Source organism: Paenibacillus sp. MCAF9, from assembly GCF_052114265.1.
Taxonomy (GTDB): domain Bacteria; phylum Bacillota; class Bacilli; order Paenibacillales; family Paenibacillaceae; genus Pristimantibacillus.
Genome location: NZ_JBFREL010000023.1, coordinates 72,205 through 90,610, shown reverse-complemented (window position 1 = coordinate 90,610; position 18,406 = coordinate 72,205). Strand labels below are relative to the sequence as shown.

The 18,406-nt window shown below is 42.3% G+C and carries 18 protein-coding genes and 2 pseudogenes; 10 read left to right on the top strand and 10 right to left on the bottom strand.

Annotated features, from left to right (window positions below; genetic code table 11):
• A pseudogene (locus AB4Z45_RS24945) lies at positions 1-337 on the bottom strand (transposase); the annotation flags it as partial.
• A 188-nt stretch (positions 338-525) separates the two neighbouring features.
• On the opposite strand from AB4Z45_RS24945, the gene AB4Z45_RS24940 reads away from it, so the two are divergent.
• Positions 526-882, top strand: coding sequence for a hypothetical protein (locus AB4Z45_RS24940; protein ID WP_441912310.1), 357 nt, complete (start codon positions 526-528; stop codon positions 880-882).
• Positions 883-1,499: 617 nt separating this feature from the next.
• Here AB4Z45_RS24940 and AB4Z45_RS24935 read toward each other — a convergent pair.
• A complete protein-coding gene (locus AB4Z45_RS24935) occupies positions 1,500-3,269 on the bottom strand; it encodes an ABC transporter substrate-binding protein (RefSeq protein WP_441912309.1) in 1,770 nt (589 codons plus the stop codon).
• Between the two features lie 460 nt (positions 3,270-3,729).
• Between AB4Z45_RS24935 and AB4Z45_RS24930 the strand changes: the two genes are divergently transcribed.
• Entirely contained in the window at positions 3,730-3,984 is a 255-nt protein-coding gene (locus AB4Z45_RS24930) for a hypothetical protein (RefSeq protein WP_339208871.1), read from the top strand.
• A gap of 517 nt (positions 3,985-4,501) precedes the next feature.
• Here AB4Z45_RS24930 and AB4Z45_RS24925 read toward each other — a convergent pair.
• Complete coding sequence (locus AB4Z45_RS24925) at positions 4,502-4,774, bottom strand: hypothetical protein (RefSeq protein ID WP_441912308.1); 273 nt, start codon at positions 4,772-4,774, stop codon at positions 4,502-4,504.
• A gap of 1,453 nt (positions 4,775-6,227) precedes the next feature.
• Between AB4Z45_RS24925 and AB4Z45_RS24920 the strand changes: the two genes are divergently transcribed.
• On the top strand, positions 6,228-6,476 hold the full coding sequence (locus tag AB4Z45_RS24920) for a DUF2642 domain-containing protein (RefSeq protein WP_339208868.1): 249 nt from the start codon (positions 6,228-6,230) through the stop codon (positions 6,474-6,476).
• Between the two features lie 351 nt (positions 6,477-6,827).
• Here the strand turns inward: AB4Z45_RS24920 and AB4Z45_RS24915 are convergent, their stop codons facing one another.
• Positions 6,828-8,201, bottom strand: coding sequence for an MFS transporter (locus AB4Z45_RS24915; RefSeq protein WP_441912307.1), 1,374 nt, complete (start codon positions 8,199-8,201; stop codon positions 6,828-6,830).
• A 243-nt stretch (positions 8,202-8,444) separates the two neighbouring features.
• Here AB4Z45_RS24915 and AB4Z45_RS24910 point away from each other — a divergent pair, with 243 nt between their 5' ends.
• From AB4Z45_RS24910 to AB4Z45_RS24895, 4 genes and pseudogenes are all read left to right on the top strand, one after another.
• The gene (locus AB4Z45_RS24910) at positions 8,445-8,924 is read left to right on the top strand and encodes a MarR family winged helix-turn-helix transcriptional regulator (protein ID WP_441912306.1); all 480 of its coding nucleotides are present in this window, start codon (positions 8,445-8,447) and stop codon (positions 8,922-8,924) included.
• A gap of 168 nt (positions 8,925-9,092) precedes the next feature.
• Entirely contained in the window at positions 9,093-9,206 is a 114-nt protein-coding gene (locus AB4Z45_RS24905; RefSeq protein ID WP_083681988.1) for a sporulation protein YjcZ, read from the top strand.
• 198 nt (positions 9,207-9,404) lie between these two features.
• Positions 9,405-9,827: pseudogene (locus tag AB4Z45_RS24900) on the top strand (NucA/NucB deoxyribonuclease domain-containing protein); the annotation flags it as partial.
• 9 nt (positions 9,828-9,836) lie between these two features.
• Positions 9,837-9,983, top strand: a complete 147-nt coding sequence (locus AB4Z45_RS24895; RefSeq protein WP_256710905.1) for an excalibur calcium-binding domain-containing protein — start codon at positions 9,837-9,839, stop codon at positions 9,981-9,983.
• A 45-nt stretch (positions 9,984-10,028) separates the two neighbouring features.
• On the opposite strand, the gene AB4Z45_RS24890 is transcribed toward AB4Z45_RS24895, so the two are convergent.
• Together AB4Z45_RS24890 and AB4Z45_RS24885 are read right to left on the bottom strand one after the other, a co-directional pair.
• The gene (locus AB4Z45_RS24890; protein ID WP_441912305.1) at positions 10,029-11,291 is read right to left on the bottom strand and encodes an MFS transporter; all 1,263 of its coding nucleotides are present in this window, start codon (positions 11,289-11,291) and stop codon (positions 10,029-10,031) included.
• 2 nt (positions 11,292-11,293) lie between these two features.
• The gene (locus tag AB4Z45_RS24885; protein ID WP_441912304.1) at positions 11,294-12,832 is read right to left on the bottom strand and encodes an FAD-dependent oxidoreductase; all 1,539 of its coding nucleotides are present in this window, start codon (positions 12,830-12,832) and stop codon (positions 11,294-11,296) included.
• A gap of 150 nt (positions 12,833-12,982) precedes the next feature.
• Between AB4Z45_RS24885 and AB4Z45_RS24880 the strand changes: the two genes are divergently transcribed.
• From AB4Z45_RS24880 to AB4Z45_RS24870, 3 genes are all read left to right on the top strand, one after another.
• Positions 12,983-13,834, top strand: coding sequence for an MBL fold metallo-hydrolase (locus tag AB4Z45_RS24880; RefSeq protein WP_441912303.1), 852 nt, complete (start codon positions 12,983-12,985; stop codon positions 13,832-13,834).
• 314 nt (positions 13,835-14,148) lie between these two features.
• Complete coding sequence (locus AB4Z45_RS24875) at positions 14,149-15,204, top strand: DUF418 domain-containing protein (protein WP_441912302.1); 1,056 nt, start codon at positions 14,149-14,151, stop codon at positions 15,202-15,204.
• A gap of 261 nt (positions 15,205-15,465) precedes the next feature.
• On the top strand, positions 15,466-15,627 hold the full coding sequence (locus tag AB4Z45_RS24870) for a hypothetical protein (protein WP_179089800.1): 162 nt from the start codon (positions 15,466-15,468) through the stop codon (positions 15,625-15,627).
• A 114-nt stretch (positions 15,628-15,741) separates the two neighbouring features.
• Here the strand turns inward: AB4Z45_RS24870 and AB4Z45_RS24865 are convergent, their stop codons facing one another.
• From AB4Z45_RS24865 to AB4Z45_RS24850, 4 genes are all read right to left on the bottom strand, one after another.
• Positions 15,742-16,533 (bottom strand): glucosaminidase domain-containing protein, encoded by a 792-nt coding sequence (locus AB4Z45_RS24865; RefSeq protein ID WP_441912301.1) that lies wholly within the window; start codon positions 16,531-16,533, stop codon positions 15,742-15,744.
• Positions 16,534-16,740: 207 nt separating this feature from the next.
• On the bottom strand, positions 16,741-17,445 hold the full coding sequence (locus AB4Z45_RS24860; RefSeq protein WP_441912300.1) for a TatD family hydrolase: 705 nt from the start codon (positions 17,443-17,445) through the stop codon (positions 16,741-16,743).
• Positions 17,442-17,606: a hypothetical protein gene (locus tag AB4Z45_RS24855; RefSeq protein ID WP_441912299.1), complete on the bottom strand. Its 165-nt coding sequence runs from the start codon at positions 17,604-17,606 to the stop codon at positions 17,442-17,444. The genes AB4Z45_RS24860 and AB4Z45_RS24855 overlap by 4 nt, the downstream gene beginning before the upstream one ends.
• Positions 17,607-18,404, bottom strand: coding sequence for an ABC transporter ATP-binding protein (locus AB4Z45_RS24850; RefSeq protein ID WP_441912298.1), 798 nt, complete (start codon positions 18,402-18,404; stop codon positions 17,607-17,609).
• Between the last annotated feature and the right edge of the window lie 2 nt (positions 18,405-18,406).

The following is an 18,406-nucleotide window of genomic DNA, read 5'->3' as shown; positions in this document are numbered from 1 at the left end:
TAGGACTGCGCACATTGCTGATACCGAGTACTTGTGTGCATTATTGCGAATCACATTTACTTTCGTCCCATGATCAGCGCGGCTTGCTTTAAAATATCGTTCTCCATTTTCAAACGTTGAATTTCTTTACGTAAAGCTAGGAGTTCGTTTTCTTCCTCTGTGCGATTATCTTTTTCTTTAAAGGAACCTGTCTTCTGACTTTGTGCGATCCAACGATCAATGCAGAAGCACTCAGATCATATTCCTTAATGATGTTTGCTCTTGATTTTCCACTATCGTAGAGCTGGATCATCTGCTTCTTAAACTCGGTAGTAAATGTACGTCTTGGTTTTGGCATAGTAGATTCGCTCCTTCTCTGTTCCCTTCATTCTACTAGCCCTTATTTTTTCTGTATAACTTAGTGTAGACGATCCAGATTTTAAAATAATAAAGAAGAATCTTAAATAAGAGAGAGAAATAAATAAATTAGGTGTACAATACTAATAGACTCCTGTTAAGGAGTAAAATTAGATATGAGGTGTTCCCTTGATTCCAGAAGGTATTAATTGTTCCGTGTTTTTTGATGAAATTAAACAAAAACCAAAAAGTAACTCCACATTATTAATAAAAGGGATTGTCAGTTCCGGATTTAAAATTAAAATGAACTTGGAGTACTCAGGGGTAGAGCTTATCGATAATAGTAACGCCATGATGCCGGATGAAATTTTGAATTTATTAAATGAAGATTTAAATGAAATTTTCGGAAACGGACCATTTGATAAGAAAGTATTAAAACAAGAAATTAAAAACCTGAATATGCTGTATTATGTAAGATATAATGGTAAAGCATATCGAAGCGATGAATGGGATGCTATGCAGCCAGATGACTTTGCACAAATGTAATAAACGCCATCATTTATAACGATATCGAAAATCCAAAGCACATGCAAAAACAGGAAAAAAGCCTCCCTATTATTATGGAGACTTCTCCCTGTTTGTGAGACAAGAATCGCAACCAGTTGTCGAAATCCTGCCGGTTTTAGCTCACAGCCTAGGGCTTTTCATTAACTACAAATTAGGGTCTCGACCAACCGTGTATTATCAATTCCGTTTAGTTACACTATCTGCAAATCCTTCAGCCCCATCCCCCTTGTCATATCAATACGCCACTCAATATAAGACAACCCAATTTTAAAAAAGATACAAGGTTTTTAAAATAATGAAATATCCAGGAAATGCTTTTTTTCTTATTTTGGGTAAGGTTCACCATATTGTGTCGGCGAATAATTCGCGCGATTCCCCTTAAACAGTACTCGTATTGTTCAATGAACCTTTAACATTACATAATTTTATTAAAAGTATTCAACAAAGAACAGTAGAATATAAGCAAGAAACTTTTATAAATGCTGCTGAGTCTTTTAGTTAATTAGCAATGAAATAAATCCTCCTCTGAATGGCTTTTGAGGGGGATTTTCTAAATCTCATTCATTATTTTAAAGATATAAAAGAGTAACCAATTGTTAGGCACGCCAAATGTGTTTGAAATCAATCCAGCCGAGCGAATTGATCCGAACTCCTTTTAAAGAAGGATGGTAGTCGGTATAAAATTTACTATGAAGCAAGAATAAGACCTGGTACTCCTCCCGAATTCTCTCTTCAATTTCTGTGTAAATAGCCATTCGGTCTGGCGAATTCCTGCAAGCAAGCGCTTCATCAAATCGATCAAGTGTCCAAACCGACAGCTCCGGCGTCATTAGTCTCTTCAAGAAGCTGTCTTCCTGTTCACAGCTCTCGATCAAACTAACCTCATCCTCAGGAAATACGAGCGAATACAGCGTCACATCAACCTCATCCAGCACATTCTCCGGTGACTCAACACGAACCTGCATCTTAATGCCATAGTCAGTACACTGCTTCTGAATCCATCGGGCATCAGCCTCATTACTCGTATGCGAACATAACGAAATCGGCGATTGATCGAATCCGTATCGGATAATCTGCTTGCGCAGCTCCTCATCGCAACCTGCTTCCCTTATTCCTTCAGAAGGTTCTGATTTAGGGAAAAAACCTTTGGCCGGCATATACCGGTAACCTCCAAGTTCGCGAATCATTCGCTTCCGGTCAAGCAGCTGATCTAAAATAGAGCGAAACATCTCCGACTGCTGAAGTCCTGCTCTCTGCATGTTAAAGCTCAGCATACTCGTACAGACGTTCTTGGATTCAAGCTTGATCCAGCCGTTCTCTTCAATCACAGCCAGCTGCTTCGGATCACAAATCAGTTGCTTCCAACTTGCCACATTGGCCTTAAGAGCTTCATGCTGCGGTACATGTACGATTTCGACCTGGTCCAAATGAGGACGTGATTGAAAATATTGTACATTTGCTTCAAGCAGCATCCTTCCACTGTTCCACTCTTCAATCTGGAAAGGGCCTGTGCCAATAGGACGCTTCCAGAACATCTCTTCGCTTTGCCCGAGCAGCCCTGAAGGCAATATTGACAATACAACGGAGCAGGCATATTTGAGAAATAACCAGTTGGGTTTATGCAATTGAATGCGTACAATCCGTTCTGATATGGCTTCGACTCTGTCCAGCGACCGCATAATCCAGCTATTCAGTTTTCCGCTTCTCAGACGTTCTATCGTAAAGACAACATCAGCTGCGGTAAGTTCAGTTCCGTCATGGAATAATACGCTTTTCCTCAGATGAAAAGTCCATACTGTAGCATCCTCATTGCATTCCCACTCATGGGCGATACCGGGCAATATTCGGCCCGTATTCTCCTCCAGCACGACAAGTCTGTCACAAATCTGCTGAATGATATGCGCATCAAATGAAAAGATACATTCTGCCGGATCCAGAGTCATGATCGTCCTTGTAATAGGAAGGCGCAGCACATCAACCAGTTTCCCCTGCTGTTTGTGGAAGCCAAAGCTACCTCTCATCCACTCCATAAATTTTTCATTGGCCGCCGTTCCTTCCCCAAAGTTCTGGAGAAGATGAAAAGACTTATTATAATCACCGTCTTCGGCATATTGTCGTGACAGATCCAGAAGCAGCTTCTCTCGGTCTTTCCGGAAAGTAATCTGTGATCGGTTGCCTCTGCCTCTTCCTGCCCTCCACTCGATGAAGCCTTCCTCTGACAGTTTGCGGAGAACAAGCTTGGCATTTCGTTCCGTACAATACAGCGCCTCAGCTATTTTCTCCAGTGATGCCTCCGCCGCTGCACCTGCTCCAAGCTCACTCGCAAACCGCCCGTACAGCGTCAAATAACGTTCAATTGTTAACATCGTAATTCCTCACCTCACTTAAAAGAGGAAATCTATTGAGCATATTCTACACTCTTTACACCTTTCTTTCACCTGTATAATGAAATTAACAAGCGAGGTACCCTAAACAAATTTCGACTTTACGTTTTGCTATGTCGAACAAATAAAAGGCAATATTTAATTAATGATATAGTACTATCTCCCTTGAACGAAATACATTATGTAATCGTTTTAAAAGCTTACCATAACCAACTAAACTAAATTTACTTAAGAATTTGACGATTTTAATACCTGTTTACAGTGACTGATTCGCAAATTCGCAGGAAAACATCCTGACGGCTCTTTTTTCTGATTTACTTTTAATTTTATACTACTTATCAATCTATCATTTCAATGTATCTCAAAAAAAGGCATCATTTAAGTCACAATCTATCATCCTCCAGCATTTGATATAGAGTCTAGTGAAAGCGAGGTGATAGATATGTCTTCTGTAGGTATTCCTTTAGAACCTGATTTAGTATTAGTATCCTGGACAAGAAACCCGCTTATCCCCGGTTCTGCTCGCAAGATTACTGCTTCCCGTGTCATCGGCAGTGCTAAACCTTGTGAAAGCAAACTAACTTCAGGCTCGCTCCTTATCCCTGCAATAAAATGCTTGAAGAAGAACGGCTTTATTGTAGTTGTTAGCAAGAGAACAACAGCTGTATCCGGCTATTTACTGTTACAACGCGGATAGCATGATTTTTATTTATGATTTGGTTTATGAATGGGCTCTTCATCGGGGCCCTTTTTTTTAGTTTCTCCTCGTTCTGGTACTAACGATGTAACACTTTAGGTGAAGTCTCAATTTCTGATTCTACATCAATCCAATAATATCAGCCTATTTTAGGCTCAGATTGTGTATTCTTACTTTGTTTGGTATGTTAAAATTTAGTGGGATTATCAAAGAATTTGTCGAGAGAAGGCATTGCGATGAGTAGAAATAGAAATAGAAATTATATAATCGAATTTTTTCTATTAACATTACAGTTAATAGTTATTGTTTTAAGTTTTATTAAAATAGCAAAACAAGACGACTCAGAATCTTGATTTTCAATATGAACCAGTTTCATAATTAATTAATCCTATATATGTCCCCTACCACACGAATCACACGAATCTTGTTCACGAACACATGAAAGAGCCTACAGATTTATCCGAAGGCTTTTCATCTTCACTTATTTCATTGCCATTGCGTTTCAACACTTTAGCTCTTAGGAGTCTTGAAGTGGATTGTTTTGAGAAGCGATAGCAGCAGCTTGTGCTTGTTGTAGTAATTGTTGTGCTGCTTGAATATCTTGTTGTTCTTGTTTCACTTGTTGTTGAGCCTGTAAAACATGTTGAATCTCCGTTTGCAGGAGCTGTTCCGCTTCTAGTAATTCTTGACTCTCTACTTGCATCAATTGATGCGCCACCTGAACCTCTTGCTGTGCTTGCTGCAATTGTTGATTTTCTAGAAAATCAGCAGCATCCTTTTTCACGCTCATTGAATAAACCTCCAATAATTATTGTTATAGTCCTTTATTGCCCAATAATTATAGTGCTCATATTTACATTTTTTATGCTGAAAATGATTTCGGTTTAGGAATTACCTGTCTTTAATAAGGAGCAGTATATCGATTTATAAAATTATTCTAAGGATGTGATCACTCATGGACTCAGGTCTCTTGATCATATTCAGCGTTACTGATGTTTCTCTTAATTGGAACTGTAGTTACTAAAATTAAATTAAACAAACAATTACCTAGCAATAACTACACTCCTTTTAATTACATAATGGCTCAATCACCTGTGGAGTTTCAATAAGAAAAACAAGAAAAAATAGTGAACGTTACTTATGGTAATGATTATGGTTAGTTCTTCAACACCCGATAATGTAGTAATCGTTAGCAAAAAAATCTTCATTACTCAACGAAAATAAAGAGGGGCTCGCTCAAAAGTAGATCTATCTACGTTAGGAACAACCCTTACTTTGTTTGGTTGATGAAGCTTTTCTTTGATTTCACTGCTTCCAACAATGCTCTCCCCTGCTAGACATATAGCTAACGAACTCAGCAGCTCTTATTTAACCCATTTATAACGGATTAAAATTTTAACGAACTCCAGAGACGTTATTCCGAGAAAAATAACGCTTAACACCCTCTTCAGCAAGCTATAACGTCTATACGGTTCGTTAAAACTTCAGAAAGGCAGTTTTATGCTAAATAAGCAGAATACAGTTCGTTAGAGATAGATGTGAGCTTAGGATGTTATGCGATTTCGGTGAGATCAGTGAGACGAATGAGTGGAGTGAATCCGGACGTGATTGCCGTCAGGGCTGGATAAAAGGGTTGGAAAAAGAATTACCAGCAGTTCAGGCAGAGTTCAGTTCCTGCTTCGCAGTCTGCTAAAGTGAATCTAATGCTGGTGAGGCTCTCGCTTACCCATATTCCACTTATACAAGCAGCGATATACCACAATAGGAAATAGCGGTGCAGGCATAACCCCCCAGCACCGCTATTTTTTAATGTTATCCAGCTTTTTTGTTCAAATCGAGTAACTGCTCCAGCGCTCATGACTACTTATGGAACGTCCTCTTTTCATTTATTGTTGAACATTAAACAACTGTTCAACTTTTTTAATTGCTTTATTCAGCAAAATAGAAATTAAATTGGAGGAGTAGCCAAATAAAAATAACATCACGTTTGTACTGCTCAAATCCAAGTTGCTCTCTCCGATATTAAATTAATTCTTTCAGCCAGTGATTCCTTTGTAATTCTCAATCTTTATCCCCCTGTATCTACTGTAGTTCTCATCGGTTTTTAAAAATAGTATGTTATACCTATTTATTACTTTTGTGCATGTCAAACGAATCGAATAATAATACAGGGCTTTAGCCCACTCCACGCACTAGACATCTGCATATGATGGGTTAGAACCTATATTTAAGGAGTGGATAATTTGTATCAACCAAGCAACGTCAGTCCAGTTCAGAGTAATCCTGTTCAAATTCAAACCGTATCGGCCATTGATCCTTATGTAGTAGAAGCCCTCATGCGCTTAACTGGTCGCTGCGTATTACTCGAAACAACGAGGGGAGCAATCGAAGGATCTATCATTGACGTAAAACCGGACCATGTGCTCCTGCAATTACACAGCCGTCAGGCTTGCGTTCGAATCGCTGAAATTGTATGGACAATGCCATTATAAAACGAACAAAGGGGTGCTCCCCTAGTAGGCAAACCTACTTGGCGAGCACCCCTTTTTCTTATGAATGCTGTTACTTTATTTTGTTATACTCTGCATCGAGCATTCTCAAAAAAAACTGTAATCATCCACTATTCAAATGGTATAATCCCAATAATTAGGTAAAGAAGGTGATGCTCCTATTTTTCTCCAGCGAATTCAATCCATGGAAGGCTTTGCTTCATTTATTCATTTCGTTGTTTGATACTACGCTAGCAAAATATCTTTTCTTCGGGCTCATGCTCCTTGTTACAGGTCGTCTATTAATGTTTGTAGCAGCAGCATTTGTAGTATTCCAATTAACAAGAATATACATTATTGATTAGCTCGTGCAACAGCTTTAGCTGCTCCAAACTGCAGACGATATATAACGATTGCAACAACAATTACAATACTTAGTACAACAAAAATATTACTGTACATATACGCTGTTGGATTCGTCACAATCGGATTTAAGTGAAAGGATGATGAACCTTTATCAAGCAATTTGCCAATTAAGCTCATCGCAATGGCACCAGAGATAAAGTTGATCATCGACAACAATCCCATGCCTACACCCGTCTCTTCTTTCGGCAACGTCCGAGATATCGTATTCGACATTGCAATTTGCATGAAGGTTTGTCCAACATTGCCCGCTATGAGAATGAGCGCTATCACGTACGGAGACACTCCAATAAATGTAGATAAAAGCACGAAGCATGAGAAAATTAACAAAGCTGCGATAGAAACGAGTGTAAAGTTGCCGCGTTCGTCAGCCAATTTGCCGCCCCTGCGTCCCATTATCGCTGAGGCAATCGCTGCTGGAAACAGGACAAAACCAATGCTGCTAGGCGATAAATGATTTAATGCTGTTAAAAATTGAGGTGACATAAACGTTAAACTGAAGCTCATCGCTGTCGTTATGAAAGCTATAAACAACCCTATAGAGTAATTTTTGTTGCGAAATAGCCTTGGCTGAATAAAGGGATTGTCCGTAGTCCTAATTCGGATAATAAAGATAACGAGCAGCACAAGCCCTGCTGCGAAGAGTAAGCCGCTGCTCTGCGTAATCGCAAGTAAGAAGATCGCAACCGCCGCAGCAAGCAAGCCACCGCCAATAAAATCTATTTTCCCCGCAGTGCCTTTCGAATGATCCAAATATTTACGAAAGAAAGGAAGTGTGAGTAACGGAAGCAGCGATATGACAAACAAAAGCCTCCAGTTCCCTACACTTGTAATTAATCCTGCTACTACTGGCCCCATAGCACTTCCTAATGCAAGCCCAATTGCTGAGGTTCCTAGTGCCCTCCCCCTCTTTTCAGGCGAGAAATATCGAATGGGTATAATCATAGCCGTAGCTGGAAGCACCGAGGCGCCAGCTGCTTGCAGAATGCGACCGGCAATAATCATCCAATACTCGGTAGCAAGCAAGCCGATGAGCGAGCCGAGAGCAAACACGATTAGTCCATACGTCAGCAAATCCTTTAAACGATATTTGTCTGCTAGTTTTCCAAACACGATTGATCCAATCGCATATAACACCATATAAGACGTCATCATCCAGCTCACTTGTGAAGGAATCAGATTAAACTCCTCACCGATTGCCGGAAGAGCCACATTAAACATCGTGCCGTTCATTACTGAAAATATTAAAGTAACAACGAGTACTCGCAGCAGCTTGTCCCCATTTTTAAATTCCGAACCAACCATGCCATTCCCTCCAATAATTATCAATTTAATCCTATTAAAAATTTCTTTCATTTTAGTGAGTATCCTCACTATATTATATTACTGAGGATACACACTAATATTAGAGGTGTCAAGATATGAAATAATGATATAGCTGGTATTAGCTAATAACGTATGCGAAGTTTTGCAACTTGAAAACAATCAGCTAAAATAGAAAATAAACAGCTCGGCGATACCGATTGTACGTCGAACAAGGAGGCACTTATGTTTACGCACTCGGACAATCCGGTACCTATAGACATCATTCATGTATTAATGAGGACAACACACTATATTCAAAGAGAATTTGAAACACAATTATCCGCGCTTAACATGCCTTATCAAATTACCGGCCCAAGGCTGCGCCTTCTATCTGTCGTCTACAAAGCCGGGAAAATTCGCATGAATGAACTAGCATCTGAACTAGGCATTAAAGCGCGTACCGTAACCGATTTTGTTGATGCTCTGGAACGGGATAAGCTACTTATCCGAATCCCTGATCCGACTGATCGTCGAGCTACGCTGTTGGAGCTCACCGAACTCGCGCAAGCGAATATAAGTCAAGTTCTAGCATTTCAAGCCGAAATTGCAGAGCAATTATTAGGCAACTTCTCCACTGAGCAGCGTCAACAATTTTTTGACCTTTTATTGCAGCTCATTAAAAATAAAGATATCTCTAATCCTTCTGCACACGTTTTAAAATAAAGCATATCCCATATGCTGAATTCCTAATAAATGTCCAAATTCTCCATCACAAAAGGCTCTCATAGGCTAGTGACATATATAAAATGTCTCTATGACAAACACCCAATCAAAGAGCAAAAGTGGAGCATAACCTATAGAATCTTCAATTCAAAGGAGGTGCTATGAAAAATGTCCGGTCACGTTGGCGGTGCTTTCACTAACACTGGTACGATTCTGGTCCTTTTCATTTTGCTCGTTATTATCGCTTGCACTTGTGGTGCATTCGGCGGTTACGGCAGATAACCCTCTAAACGCTGAGCTGCTATATTATCCTCAAACACTTCCTCCGAAGACCTACTCGATAGGTCTTCTTTTTTCTCCGTTGAATTCATTTTATATTCGAAATTATCCGTTTTAACACAGTATTGTAAACCTCATCCTATCCGCAATTGCATGCTGTATTGTATGATGGTTTCAAATGACTAGAAATGGAGACACATCATGAGATCATTGTTAGCCGCATTACTCACCCTCACGCTTATCCTCACAGGATGCGGACAATTCATTATCAGTTCTGATTCAAAGCCGGCTCCCACTGCTTCAGAGTATGGGATGACGATTCATTTGCCTGCTGATCGTTATCCAGAGACGATGGCGCATATTGCAGCAGCCATTCGTGCAGGTGCTTCCGCGGTTTGTACGATCGATCGAGATGGCGCTAACGCTAATCGTGAAGCCTCATTACGGGGTATTCCAACCAAAAAGGGCTATGATCGAGATGAATGGCCGATGGCCATGTGCAAAGAAGGCGGTGCTGGTGCGGATATCGCTTATGTTTCTCCTAAGGATAATCGCGGCGCTGGTTCGTGGATTGGAAATCTTTTGACTGATTTAAAGGACGGAACGCGTGTATTATTCGTTGTTGATGAAGCGATGGAGCAGCCGAAGCCAACAGAAGAGACCGTTTATTATGCCAATTGTGCAGCTGCTAAAGCAGCTGGTGCCGCGCCTTTACATAAAGGAGACCCCGGATACTCATTGAAACTAGATCGTGATAAAGATGGGATAGCATGCAGCTAACCCATCCTCGAAATGCTTCGTGCAGCTGATCATAGATATTCCTTCTCACGAAGTCGATTTTTGATTGCTTGGCTTAATTGTCAGCAATGCCAGTATGGAGCAAAGCAATGCAAATCCCGCAAACAAATAAAATAGCAATGCTTCGTTTTTGAGTAGTACTGATGCGATCAACGGACCTACGGCTACGCCTATAAAACGTGTGCTGCTATACAGCGAGGTAATGGTGCCTCGCTGTTTTTTCTCTATTCCTTCCGTTATTAAAGCGTCCAAGCTCGGCAAGGCTAAGCCAATACCAGCTCCGCTTATGAACATAAAGGTAATTAGAAAAAATATCCCTTTCGTATTAATGATTCCACAAACCAGCATCATCCCCGCAAGTACAGCAGTGCCAATGACAATAAACCACTTCATTTTCGCTTTGTTTTCCCCTACAATTTTTCCAGTGATGAACGAAGCAAGGCATATGGCGCTTAAAGGAATGGCAAGCAGCAATCCTTTCCAGATGCCTTCGATTTTGTAATGGTCCTCTAAGACCGATGACAAGTAATATAGAAATCCGAACATAATGAACATTGCAAGACCACCAATGGCAAAAGTTGCATAAAGCCAGTGACCCTTCTCAGCGAGAATCGATTTAATGGATTGAAAAAACTTCTTTATACTGCTCTCTTCTTTTTTCTTTTGCTTTGATTTAGGCTCCTTTACGAGGAAAATAACCCCAATAATTGAAATTAAAGATATGAACGGAATAACAGCAAGCGGCAAGTACCATATAACAAGGGCAAGCGCCGAACCTAATACCGGACTGAGCACTTTTCCAAATGTATTGGAGGTTTCAATCATCCCGAGCCCACTGCTTACTTCCTCCTCGCTTTCGAACATGTCACCGACTAACGGAAGCACAATTGGAAAAGCACCTGCAGCCCCAATCCCTTGTATAAATCGACCTGCCAAAATGACCGCATAAACGYGGGAATGCATCAACCATGCTGCTAAGCCTGATATCAGTCCTCCGATCGCTGCTATGGACAAGCCTATAATAATGACTATTTTCCGTCCGAAACGATCTGACAGATACCCAGCGATTGGAATACAAATAATCGAGACTGCAGCATAAACCGTTATGATTAAGCTCGACTGCACAGAAGAGATATTCAGTTTTTTCTTCATTAAGGGCAATACGGGAATCAACATTGAGTTAGCGAGCGTCATAATTAATGGAATGGATGCTAAAGCTGCTAAGTCCCACTTTTTTTTCACAGATGTACTCCTTTCGTATTTTGAATAGTTTGACGTATCTGGGTTCATTTTTAATGCCGAAGATGCAAGGTTTTTAAAGGCTCTTCTGCAGGCCCCTCCATCACATCGCCATTAATCGCAAATCTAGAGCCATGACAAGGACAATCCCATGTGCGATCCCCATTATTCCATTCCACTTCACAGCCCATATGTGTGCAGGTTGTGTCTACGAGAAATAATTTTCCATCTTCTGATTTGTAAGCTCCTGCTCTTTTTCCATGCAAAAGCACGACACTGCCTTCATCCAGTGCCAAATCCTCCGGACGCTTATGTGCCATTTCGAGTTTGCCCGCGATAAGATGCTTCGCCACATCTGCGTTATCTACAATAAGATTCGCGATCGTTCCGAACGACATCGAGCGTGAAGGCGCATAAAGCTCCTCATATGCATTATCCTTTTTCAAAATTAAATCTCTAATAAGCAAAGCTGCGGCTGTGCCATTCGTCATGCCCCATTTACGATAGCCTGTCGCAACAAAAACATTAGTGGAAGATTCCGTTATTCGTCCAATATATGGAATTTTGTCGCCAGTAACAAGATCCTGGGCCGACCAACGATACGCAATTTCCTTTACCCGAAAATGCTGCTCCGCGTATCTTTTCAGCTCCTCATAATAATTAATTGTACAGATCCCTTGGCCTGTTTTATGGCTTTGACCGCCAATGAGAAGCAGCCTTGTGTTTTTCGACGTTTCTACATAGCGAATGGAGCGCTTCGGGTCCTCAGCGCTTATGTACATGCCGCCTTTAATGTCATCCTCAACATGAATGCCGAGTACATAGGAACGATCTGCATGCATTCTTGAGAAATAAAATCCATGCCCATCAAAGAATGGAAAATGAGTACAAGAAACGACATGCTTGCATTTGATACGGTGCCCTTTGCTTGTAATCACTTCCGGCAATGGACCTGTTTCTACATCAATAGCTGTCGTTTTCTCATAAATAAATCCACCTGCTTCCACGAACTTCCGCACAAGCTCATACAAATATTGCAGTGGATGAAACTGCGCTTGATCCTGCATGATGACAGCCGCTTTGACTGGTATCTGCAAAGGAATTTGATCGGTGAAAGAGCCAGGAATGCCGAGCGACGAATAAGCAGACATCTCGTTCTCAAGCTTAGTTATGTATGCCTCTGAATCGGTATAAACATACGCATCCTGTACGGAATACCCGCATTCCATTTTATGCAGCTTGATCGTTTCCTTAATGAATTGAAGGGCGTCATTGTTCGCTTTGTAATATAATGCTGCCTTTTCCGCTCCAGCTTTCTGCATAAGTTCATCATAAATAAGATCATGCTGCGCTGTTATCTTCGCAGTTGTATGCGCCGTTGTTCCATTAAGAAGCTGACCCGCTTCTATGAGGGCAACTTTAAACCCTTCCTGAGCTAATAAATAAGCAGCTGTTACACCCGAAATCCCGCCGCCAACGACAGCAATATCGACTTCTATATTTTCTTCAAGTATGGCGTATGAAGATTGCCGACTCGACGTTTCTGACCAATAAGACTCCGGAAATTTGGGTAAATCATACGTTTTCTCCATGACCATCACCTCCTAGAAATAATGCACCTTAATTTGTACCAATTGCTATTATTTCATTCCAAAAATAAAGATCTGCTTAAGCCAAAAGCATAACCAATAGTCATTTGGACAGTTTATACAAGAGAATGATGAAAAAGGAGGCGTTTTACGTTGGAGAGCTCATTCGAGCATTCTTTTGTGCCGATAACGACTTCTGCTAGTGGAAATGGACTTGCTTATCGGCCTGATGTTTATTGTTACTCAATCCAATTCGTGAATATTTGTTTTGTTGGTGATCCAAAGAAACCAGAAGCTGGATGGGTCCTTATTGATGCAGGCATGCCAGGATCCGCCCATAAAATCATTAAAGAAGCAGAGGAACGCTTTGATTCCGCTCCTCAAGCGATTCTGCTTACTCATGGCCATTTCGATCATGTCGGTGCCATTATTGAATTGATTGAACACTGGAATGTGCCCGTGTACGCGCACAAGCTGGAGCTGCCCTATTTGACCGGAGAATCCGATTATCCGCCCGCGGACTCCTCTGTACATGGCGGTCTCTTGTCTGAGCTTTCTACCTTCTTCCCCCATAAAGGAATTCACCTCGACGACAAAGTTCATCCCTTTCCAACAGACGGCAGCCTGCCGGGAATGCCCGGCTGGAAGTATATTCATACGCCGGGGCATACACCAGGACATACTTCATTTTTCCGTCCTGAGGATGGCACTTTGATTGCTGGTGACGCATTTGCAACAGTTAAGCAGGAATCGCTATATAAGGTCATCACACAGGAGCAGGAAATTAGCGGTCCCCCTAAATACTTTACGACGAATTGGAAAGCCGCCGAGCAATCCGTTAGAAATCTCAAAGATCTGAATCCGAATTTGGCGATTACCGGTCACGGGGAACCGATGTTTGGCGCAACCTTGTCTGATAATCTCAAGCTCCTTACGAAAAAATTTAAAGAAATTGCGGTTCCGGAGCATGGACGTTTTGTTCCAGACAATAACCAGATACATTAGTCAGTTTACTTAAAAATAGGACGGAGCAGCTGCTTAATCTGCTCCGTCCTATTTCTGTTTCTACCTACAGTGCATCTTACAATCTTGTCACCTTTAATGTCACTCTAATCGATGGCTGCCTATCGTTTTTTTCTTTATGATAGGAAATAGATTATTAAACATCAGAGGAGGCAACCACTTATGAATCAATGGTTAAAAACGATAAGAACTGTCGCTGCTGTCATAATAGTTGTGATTTTCACAGGGAAAGATTCCTTTTAAAATAACATCCAAACCATTTTATATTCAAAGTAAAGATTAGGAGTGTATGCTGCTTGAACCCCATTTCTGGAAACAAACGAATTGAAACGCTTGATTATTTGCGAGGTTTTGCTTTAATTGGCATTCTGCTTGTCAATATTTTGCCCCTTCTTAACGTAGCGCCAGCTGAAGCGGGGACTGCTAATTGGTATATGTCTCGTTTTCTAGATTTAATGGTAGAATCGCGTTTCTATGTCATATTCACCTTTTTATTCGGCTTAGGCTTTTATTTATTTCTATCTAGAGCGATCGAGAAAGGCAATAACGGCTACCTTTTATTTATTCGACGGCTTATTTTTTTGCTAGCCGTAGGATTTGTTCATCAGAAATTTCATCCTGGAGAGGCCTTGTTTCTTTACGCAATTGCCGGCTTTATCCTTCTTCCTTTCTACAAGCTTAAACCAAAAATCAATTTGATTATCGCTTTATCGCTTATACTTCCTGCCGCCTTTCTAGGAGGCAAACTATTGCTTATTCTACCTTTGTTTCTGCTTGGGCTTGCAGCTGGACAATATAAGGTGTTTCAACGTCTTGCAGAGTCAAATTCTGCGATCCGCAAGCTGCATTGGATCTCTTTTGCAATGGCCGCTATTGGTGTCTTTATCCAGTACCGTATATTACCCGAGCAAAATTTTATGGTCATTGAAGAAGGCAGCTCTTCATCTGAAATGATAGCCATGCAAATTTACCAAGGAGCAGCCGCTTTTATAGGCCTTCTTGTCGCTTTATTTTATGTAACTACTCTCGTTCGGGCTGTTCAGCATCCCTTTATTCGCACGCTGCTCAAACCTTTACGTGCCTATGGCCAAATGGCTTTAACCAACTATTTAGGGCAAACGATTATCGTGCTTTTGGCGGCAGCATTTTTTAATTTAAATGGCATGCTTAGCCATATTCAAACGACACTGCTTTGCATCGGCATTTATATTATCCAAATGTTATTCAGTATGATCTGGCTCTCTTTTTTCAAAATGGGACCGATGGAGTGGATTTGGAGAATAGCAACCTATTGGACGATTCCTGCCATTCGTAATGAGCGCTATTGTAAACAAACCGACAAACATTTTTAAGGCTGCGTTAAGGTTCATTTTTTATACTTAGAGACATCAACCCCACTGTTGATATATAGATCTAGGACACCGGCCCGCAGCGATGCGGGTCATTTTTTTGTTTGTTTTGGGCCGTTTGATTTCATACAGCAGCCTCTTTGTCCCTTCAATTTTTGGAACCATATCACCCATAAAAACGTTATTACCGAATATACTCTCAAGAAGTAACTGCTTGCGAAGGAGGTTTTGCCCCGGCAAAACCTAAGCTTTAGGAGGCGATTAATGATGGAAACGTTCGGCAGAGGCTGTCTTTACATTATTCTCGGTGTCTTGATCGTGATGGTGCTCGCTGTTATTGTTGGCGGTACAATTACCATTCCGTGGTACATTTTTATCCCCCTTGTCGTACTCGCTTTTTGGGCTGCATCCAAGAAAGGCAAATAAACTGCTCATTCCATAGCATGATTTCCAAACTGCTCCACAACAAGAGAAGCCAACGGATGATCCGCTGGCTTTTCGCTTATTTTGTAGAGGATGGCAGAAGCTTAAATCGCTTAACTAACTGCCTGCTTTCACCTGCGACAGCAATATGACTCGCGCAGCTGGCTCCCAACTAGCGGTTAACCCAAGCTCTGCGGACAGATCCCGTATTTGGACATAACCTGTTGCTTCGGACAAAATCGAGTCGAGCTCTTTGCCGTTTACGGTAACCTTTTTCCCTGTCCAATCAATCTTCGCTCCAAGCGCTTCACCAAGCAGCCTTGCCGGTACCCAAGTTGTACCCTTGAGCAAGTAGCCATCTGAAATAACCTCTCCCTTGTACAAAACGACAACAAGCTCTGCATCCTTCAGCTTCTCTGGCTTAGGCAGCGGCGTGCTGCCTAAAACATCATATTTTTTCAACCCATACTGCGAAATAATGGCTTTTAATTTGGCTGGATAAGCCGGATCTGTCGCATAGCCGCATGCGTACAGCATGTCAGCTTGCTGTTCTGGCGTCACTGCCTTGCGAACACGCTCATAACGCGAAGTAGCAAGCAGCAAATCCAGATCCTTATAAAAATGATAGACGCTCTCATAGGCTCGGAAAGCAGCGCGAGTACTCTCGCTTCGGCCATCGACGACCTCCCATGTTCCTTTAACGACCGCTTCTCCGTGCCAATATGCATTCGTCTGTCCACTGCCCACCTTGATTCCGCCTAAGTTGTACCACGGGTGAATAACACCGCCGGTTTCGAGTACATTTTGCGCTAAACGTACAGATGGAAACATCGTTGATCCTTCTCGCTTTATTCTTATAACCGTCGGAGCTAATTGTTCAATAAATTGTTGTTTCGTCAGCTGTGCCATCGTCTGTCTCCTTTCTGCTGTCCACTTTGGCTTGCCATCTATTACCCTGTCCTTATCTTTGTATGCTGTGAAAGAGCAAGTGGCAATGGACAAAGTGGTATGAAAGGTCGTCTCTACCACTATGTTTTTTTGTATTTTAAATATAAAAGGGCCGCATCCTCAGATTATTCATTCTGATGGAGCGGCCTTTTCTGTATGAATTGAATACTATAGGAGCCCATAAAAGCGGCGCGTATTGACTAGCATTATTTCCGCAACCTGCTCAGCTGGCAGCTGCTTTATTTTCGAAATATGCTTTGCTGCATCTGCAGCCATTGCAGGCCGCGTCGTCTGACCCGCATAGATCCCCTCGAACGGCCATGGCCCATCCGTCTCCACCATCAGCAGCTCAATGGGATAATCCCTTACAAGCTGCTGTATTTCTACCTCGTAAGCGACGTCTGGCGTTATCGACACCATATAGCCATTTGCCGCCATTCGGCGAATAACCTCAGCATCGCCCTTGAACCAATGAAAATGCGCTCTGCGAACACCATGCCGCTCCAATATGTCGCAAGCTTTGCCGGCGTCCTCATATACTGCATGCAATACAATCGGACGATCAAGTTCGGCTGCCAGCGCAGCAAAACGATCCAGCAGCTGCAGGTATGGATTCTCATCAAAAACGATATTTTCCCCAGCTTGCTGCGCTTCTGTCCGCGTATAATACGGCAGCCCTACTTCGCCAATTGCAAACCGTTCCCCTGCTTCATGACGCAAACGAATCCAATCGAATAGCTCATCAAGCTCCATATCGGCAGGTATGGGCTGCTCTGGGTGGAAACCATAAGCAGGGTGCACACGTCCTGCGTAACGCAGGGCAATGTCACGGTTCACAATAGACGATTCCAAATGCATAGATACGGCAATCACAGCTCTACACCTTCTGCGAACGCACGCTCTAGAAGCTCATCACGCTGCTCTGCTTCATACAAATCAATATGAATATGCGCGTCTATGCATGTGCCTTCCTGCTGAGGAAATTCCGAGTACAATTGCCCTTCGTGCGGATCATTGCTTGTTTGTATCGCCATCTATACGTTTCCTTCCTTCGCACCCGTCTTAAGCAGATCATAAATGCGCTGCTTCATCGCATAAAACCGTGGGTCTGTCCATAAAGACTCGTGGCGCGGACGCTCGAATGGCACTTGAAACTCCTCCAGCACCACTGCCGGCGATGGTGACAGCACAATAATCCGATCCGATAGAAACAAAGCCTCTTCAATACTATGGGTAACGAGCAGCACCGATCTTCTGTTCAGCTCCCAGATCGACATAAGCCACTGCTGCATTTGCTGCCGCGTCAAGGCGTCCAGTGCACCAAACGGTTCATCCAGCAGCATGAGATTCTGCGGAGCAAGCAGTGCCCGGAGGAAAGAAACCCGCTGCTGCATTCCTCCAGAGAGCACATGCGGATAAGAATCCGCATATTCCTGCAGCCCGATTCGCTCGAGCCATTCCTTTGTCCTCGCCTTCGCGAGTTTTTTATCAACGCCAGAGATCGTAAGCGACAACTCTATATTGCCGGCAACGGTTTGCCATGGAAGCAACGACGATTGCTGCGGCATATAGGAAATATGTCCGCGTTCGCCCGTCGTTTGCTTGCCATCGATCCATATTTCGCCTTCCGTAGGACGTTCCAAACCGCCGATAATTTGAAACAAGGTTGTTTTACCGCTGCCGGACGGCCCTACAATCGATACGAACTCCCCATCTGCTATTGAAATGGATAATCCGCCAAGCACTTCTTTGCTCATCTGTCCTTTGCCAAACTTCATCCGAATATTTTGCGTTTGAAGCGTCACTGAATGATGCCCAGTACGATTGGCCACTG